We start from the raw sequence: 2639 nt of genomic DNA on the forward strand, positions 1-2639 counted from the left end.
GCCGTCAGGCTGCGCAACGAGATTCGCGTTTCTGGCGGGCTTTTACCCGTTCACTTGGTGCCGGCCGTGTTCCGGCCATAAGAATATGCGAGCGGCGTTCGTATCCGCAGGACTTGCAGCAAAAGAGCAACTGGATCACGAGCACGTGCATCGGAAACACTAAGTGAGCAGACATGAGCAACCGCGAACCGTACATCGACGACGAATTGACGGTCATGAAATCCCTGGAAAGGGGGTGCTGGCTATGGAAGAACCTCGGAGATCGGCGCCTGGGCATCGGAGTGCGCAGTCACGGTTCCGGCAGCAAGGTTCTCGGACGAACCGCCAAGAAAATCGCCGCCGATCCCCGCGTCACGGAAGTCAATGTTCTCCAAGGCCCGATCTACATTTTGGCGCGATGAATAGGATTACGCCCATCTAAACTGTGCGTTAGAAACCCAGCCCTTCAGGGCGGGGAAGACGTTAATGCCTGCACGGTGAGTGGCCGCCTTCGGACCGAGGCCGGAATCGAGGACTAACCAAGTGGCGCCACGCCGATCCTCGATGACCTGTCCGGATTCTCCGACCAGCGCTCCCCCGGAACCCATACGCCCGGGGAGTGTTTGTCGTTCGCCGCCGCGATGATCGGCGTGACGAAGTCGGAGACGGACTCAACGACCTCGTCGAAGGGAACGCCGCTGTCGTCATCGATCTTCTTCAGAAAGGAAGTCCACCGCTTTCCGTTCTCGTTGACGAACTCCTCGTCGAACACCTCCAGCGGGGTCTCCGGCAGTTCCCGGTTCTGGGCCGCGAAGGTATTCCGCATCGCCTCTATCATGAAGTCGCCCTCAAACTCGAACTTCTCCGACAGCCGCAACAAATCGTAGAAGTCCTTCAAGCGTGTGTTCTCAAAGCCGAACTGCACCATCGCGTGCACCTTCTCGGCGACGACCGTCTCCATCGGATAGGCGAGGACCATCGGCCGGGGTTGATCCTTATCGAGAAGCGTCGGCATGAGGATCGTGCGAACCTCCGGCGTGATCGGATTTCCGAAACCAACGTCGACGCGCAGTTCCACGCGCGCAGTATGCACGAAGGCCTTCATGACGACCTTGCCGCCCGGAATGATGCCGACCCGGTCCTTCTCGATCTTCATGGTCTCAATGTCGAATCGAACGCCGTCGTCCTGGACGTCGGTATCGAAGATCTTAATCAGGGACTCACGCAGTGTCTGGACACTTGCGTTAGGGTCGAAGCCGTTGAAATCGATGTCCTCGGTCGGACGCAAGAGCCGACCGTCGTTATAGGCGGACATAAGGACGCCACCCTTGACGCAATAGCTCTCCCGCTCTGGCGAGACAGAAAGACGATAGAGTAGGCGCTCCTGGACGTAGCGACGCAACAGGAGATCTGTGCGCACGCCCGTTTCCCTCGCCGTGATCTTCAGTCGCTCATAGACGCTCGCGCCCACGTTCTTGCCGGACATCGCCTGCCTCCTCGAATCTTGAGATCCAAGGATTAAACACGCGACTGAAGGGAACAAATCCACCGACCGAAATGAATTCACGAAGGGTTTAGGAGACTGGATGCTGGAACTAACGTCTGAGGAGCAGACGATCTATTCAGGGACACTCGACCCCCTTCCTTATCTCAAATTCTTGTGCCCCCGGAACGGGGAGATGATGGAAGCCGTCAACAAGCGGGAGTTGTCGGAGCCAAAGTGGACTACCGAGACCGGTCTGGTTCTCGCCGTCAGCTCTGTAGAGGGCCGGAAGCCGGGCGACAAAAAAAATGGCTATTTTCAAGGCGCCGTAATCCATCCCGAAGACTGGGATTTCAGGAACTACGGCGAGCATATATACCGCGCGATCACCTATCTAGCCAAGCTCGAAACCGGCAACCACCTCAAGGCCCGCTACAAAGAGATTAAGGGGTGGCCATGACCGCGTGTTTTCCCAGATTTCTGCAACTTAAGGCTTGATTTGTGCGATTTTTTCGCACATAATACAAACATCAACAACGCGACGGGATAGCCCGACGCAAGAGGTTAGGAGACCTACGATGACCAAAATGTATGCCGCCCATCTGAACGAAGCCGGTGTTGCTCACGTCGCTGCAGAACTGAAACGCCTTGGCTTGGAATGGGACTTGAGCGCGACCTGTTCGGCAATCGAAGGAACGCCCGGCTTCATGGACCTGACAACAGACCCGAACGACTACTACGAGTATGAAATTGCCAACAAAGACGTTGGCAAGAGAGGTTACGGCGTTGTCGGATATATCGAGGTTTGGTCACGTCACGCCCAGTTCGAGCCCGTTGACGAATAATGACCCCTTTTTCCCTTCTCCTTCAAATTTCAGGCCTCTCTCAACGGGAGGCCGCAGCCTTTTTGGGCGCTTCGTTCTCGTCTATCGACAAAATGGCAAGGGGTGTCAGAACCACGCCAGACGGAATACTGGCAGACATGCGCGATCTGATCGACCGGCAGGCCGAAGCGGCTGAACAGGCGCTGGATGTTATCGACCAGCGCGTCCAACCGCAGGATGAAATCGAAATCGGCTACCCTGCCGACGATCACGAAGCGCAGTCTCTCGGGTGGCCCTGTGTCGGCGCGTGGCGGGGAATGGCTGCGCGTGTGGTGGCAGAGGCCCCGTGTCCT

5 protein-coding genes are annotated in these 2639 nt (G+C 57.0%); 4 read left to right on the forward strand and 1 reads right to left on the reverse strand.

Going from position 1 to position 2639, the window contains the following annotated elements; all coding sequences use genetic code 11:
• Positions 1 to 173: 173 nt before the first annotated feature.
• A complete protein-coding gene (locus E1297_RS02905; protein WP_155133693.1) occupies positions 174 to 401 on the forward strand; it encodes a hypothetical protein in 228 nt (75 codons plus the stop codon).
• Between the two features lie 113 nt (positions 402 to 514).
• Here E1297_RS02905 and E1297_RS02910 read toward each other — a convergent pair whose 3' ends face one another.
• Positions 515 to 1465, reverse strand: a complete 951-nt coding sequence (locus E1297_RS02910) for a nucleotidyl transferase AbiEii/AbiGii toxin family protein (protein WP_155133696.1) — start codon at positions 1463 to 1465, stop codon at positions 515 to 517.
• Between the two features lie 100 nt (positions 1466 to 1565).
• Between E1297_RS02910 and E1297_RS02915 the strand changes: the two genes are divergently transcribed.
• The 3 genes from E1297_RS02915 to E1297_RS49670 form a co-directional block, all read left to right on the forward strand.
• Positions 1566 to 1922, forward strand: coding sequence for a hypothetical protein (locus E1297_RS02915; protein ID WP_155133699.1), 357 nt, complete (start codon positions 1566 to 1568; stop codon positions 1920 to 1922).
• Positions 1923 to 2040: 118 nt separating this feature from the next.
• Positions 2041 to 2307, forward strand: coding sequence for a hypothetical protein (locus tag E1297_RS02920; protein ID WP_155133702.1), 267 nt, complete (start codon positions 2041 to 2043; stop codon positions 2305 to 2307).
• A 137-nt stretch (positions 2308 to 2444) separates the two neighbouring features.
• On the forward strand, positions 2445 to 2639 hold a 195-nt coding region (locus E1297_RS49670; protein WP_209015613.1), incomplete at its 3' end, for a hypothetical protein.

Source organism: Roseibium sp. RKSG952 (assembly GCF_009711355.1).

Excerpts from the sequence above, each read along its gene's own strand:
- E1297_RS02920 (WP_155133702.1), top strand. The coding sequence starts at position 2,041 with ATGACCAAAATGTATGCCGCCCATCTGAACGAAGCCGGTGTTGCTCAC.
- E1297_RS02915 (WP_155133699.1), top strand. The coding sequence starts at position 1,566 with ATGCTGGAACTAACGTCTGAGGAGCAGACGATCTATTCAGGGACACTC.
- E1297_RS02905 (WP_155133693.1), top strand. The coding sequence starts at position 174 with ATGAGCAACCGCGAACCGTACATCGACGACGAATTGACGGTCATGAAA.
- E1297_RS02910 (WP_155133696.1), bottom strand. The coding sequence starts at position 1,465 with ATGTCCGGCAAGAACGTGGGCGCGAGCGTCTATGAGCGACTGAAGATC.